4 protein-coding genes are annotated in these 2,192 nt (G+C 75.7%); 1 reads left to right on the top strand and 3 read right to left on the bottom strand.

What is annotated here, in order from left to right:
- Positions 1–471: hypothetical protein (locus AX737_RS34910; protein WP_348626815.1), on the top strand; the 471-nt coding region annotated here is incomplete at its 5' end.
- A 67-nt stretch (positions 472–538) separates the two neighbouring features.
- Here AX737_RS34910 and AX737_RS26440 read toward each other — a convergent pair.
- The 3 genes from AX737_RS26440 to AX737_RS26430 form a co-directional block, all read right to left on the bottom strand.
- Positions 539–760, bottom strand: coding sequence for a hypothetical protein (locus AX737_RS26440; RefSeq protein WP_066926666.1), 222 nt, complete (start codon positions 758–760; stop codon positions 539–541).
- A 116-nt stretch (positions 761–876) separates the two neighbouring features.
- Positions 877–1,722, bottom strand: coding sequence for a metallophosphoesterase (locus tag AX737_RS26435; protein ID WP_066926664.1), 846 nt, complete (start codon positions 1,720–1,722; stop codon positions 877–879).
- 1 nt (position 1,723) lies between these two features.
- Positions 1,724–2,192 (bottom strand): cation transporter (locus AX737_RS26430; RefSeq protein ID WP_066926662.1); only part of this gene is annotated, 469 nt, incomplete at its 5' end.

The following is a 2,192-nucleotide window of genomic DNA, read 5'->3' as shown; positions in this document are numbered from 1 at the left end:
GGCCAGGGTCCGTCGCCCAGAATCACTCAAACCACTATCACTCACACCGCCATCACCCACACCGCCCCGCTGGCGCTCGTCGTCGATGAGAGCCCGGCCGCCCGGGACCGGGCCGCGCTCCTGCTGGCGGAGACCGATCTCGACCCGATCACCTGCGCCAGCGGCGAGGCGGCGGTGGCCGTGCTGCGGCGCTGCGGCGACGACGTCGCCCTGGTCCTGACCGGCGCCAGCCTGTCGGGCGTGATGGACGGCCCCCGGCTCGCGCGGGCGGTCGGCCGGCACTGGCCCGGGATCCACCTCGTGGTGGGCCGGGACGAGGCCTGCACCCTGCCCCCGGAGGCGGTGCGCCTGCACCGGCCCTGGCTGCCCCTCGACCTCCTGGTCCAGGCCCATCGGGCCGTCCGCGCGGCGCGCGGCCGGAGCCGTTCCCGGATCCCCCGCGACCGGCTCTTGGTTCGCGTCGTCGCATGATGGTGTCGGGAAACCGGCGTCCCCTTCCCCGCATCATGCGTTCGGCCCGCTCCGGGCGGCTTCCATCCTAGCCGCCCGCCTTCACCCGGCGGCACTCCGTCTTGAGGTAGGCGGTCCGGCCGATCTCCTCGCGCAGGTCCGTGCGGGCGATGATCTCCTGCCAGCCGCTGGTGCAGCCGAGCTCGTTGGCGACCTTCACCTTGCGCACCTCGATGGCCCGGTCGTCGGTGCACTCGGCCTGCGCGAGCCCGTTGGCGCAGACCAGCACCACGGCGATGAAGCTGTTCATGGGGCCTTCCTCCCGGCCGCGTCCGTTCTCAAGGCGGCTCTTGTTCCCGGGAAGCTAGCGCCGCGGCGGTACCGGGCGAGCGGGCGGCCCGCGGCACGCGCCCGCAGCCCTGTCCCTCACCCGACCTCCACGACGAGATCCGGCCTGAAGGTCCGGCCCTCGACCGGGTTCGCCACCCAGCGGCAGCGCCCGAGCCGCATGTCGTGGCCGGCGTGGAAATGGCCCGAGATCCAGAGGTCCGGGCGCTCCGCCTCGGGCAGGTCGTCCAGCACGGTGGTGGCGTAGAAGGCCGGCACCCACCAGGGCACGCCGGGCGCCTCCCGGTAGGCGTCGGCTGCGCGCGGGCTCGCCGGGTGGTGGGTGATCGCGACCGTGGGGCCGTCATGCGGCCGCGCCAGCCCCGCCAGCAGGTCGGCGCGCTCGGCCGCGTGGGCCCGCATCGCGTCCGCCGGCTGCCAGGGCGTGCCGTCGGCGTTGCGGATGGAGCCCAGATACTCGCGCGAGCCCGTGACCGGGTCGGTCATCCGCGCGGCGGCGTAGGCGACCGGATCCTGCGGCCGCTCGGGCGCGTCGGAACCGAGCCAGCGCCCGGCGAGCGACCAGTCGCTCCACAGGGTCGCGCCGACGAAGCGCACCCCGTCGATCACGCAGGCGCCGCCCCGCTGCAGCAGGTGGATGCGGGCCCCCGCCCCGTTCAGGCGCACGACCTCCGCCTCCAGCGCCGCCAGGAGCTGGGGCGCGGTCCGGCCGTCGCCGGTCGGGGCGTAGCGCTCGTGGTTGCCCGGCACCAGCACGACCGGGCGCCCCCGCGCGAGGTCGAGGAGGGCGGCGAGCCCGCGCTCGGGATGGCCCTCGTGGAGGTCGCCCGCGCAGGCCAGCACGTCGAAGGGGGCGGTGGGCGCCGGGATCAGCTCCGGCCGGCGCCGCTCGAGATGCAGGTCGGAGATCGGGAAGAGGCGCATCCTACGCTCCTCCGGCCGCACGCGCGGCCCGCCGCTCGGCCCGGGCCGCCCGGAAGACGTCGCCGGCCGCGTCCGCGTTGATCACCGCGATGCCCGCCGCCGCGACGAGATCCGGCCAGGGCGAGGCCCAGAACACGGTGACGAGGCCGGCCGCGATGATGGCGAGGTTGGCGTAGGCGTCGTTGCGCGCCGAGAGGTAGGCCGCCCGGGTCAGGCTGCCCGAGCCGTGCCGGTGGCGCGCCAGCATCAGCGCGCAGGCGAGGTTGACCGCGAGCGCCCCGAGGCCGGTCAGCGTGAGCGGCAGCGGCGCCGGGGCGGTGAAGTCCGCGAGCTTGTCCCAGGCGGCCCAGGCGGTGGCGAGCGCCGGCACCAGGAGGATGAAGGCCATCACCGTGCCGAGCCGGGCGCGGTTGGCCGCCGACCAGCCCAGCCCCGCGAAGATCAGCAGGTTGATCGCCGCGTCCTCCAGG

Origin of the sequence: Methylobacterium sp. CCH5-D2 (assembly GCF_001556475.1) — a bacterium.
Classification (GTDB): Bacteria; Pseudomonadota; Alphaproteobacteria; order Rhizobiales; family Beijerinckiaceae; genus Methylobacterium; species Methylobacterium hispanicum.
The sequence above is the reverse complement of the archived record's forward strand: the minus strand, read 5'-3'. Positions and strand labels throughout refer to the sequence as shown.

Coding starts and splice junctions, on each gene's coding strand:
- AX737_RS26440 (WP_066926666.1), bottom strand. CDS start 760: ATGAACAGCTTCATCGCCGTGGTGCTGGTCTGCGCCAACGGGCTCGCG.
- AX737_RS26435 (WP_066926664.1), bottom strand. CDS start 1,722: ATGCGCCTCTTCCCGATCTCCGACCTGCATCTCGAGCGGCGCCGGCCG.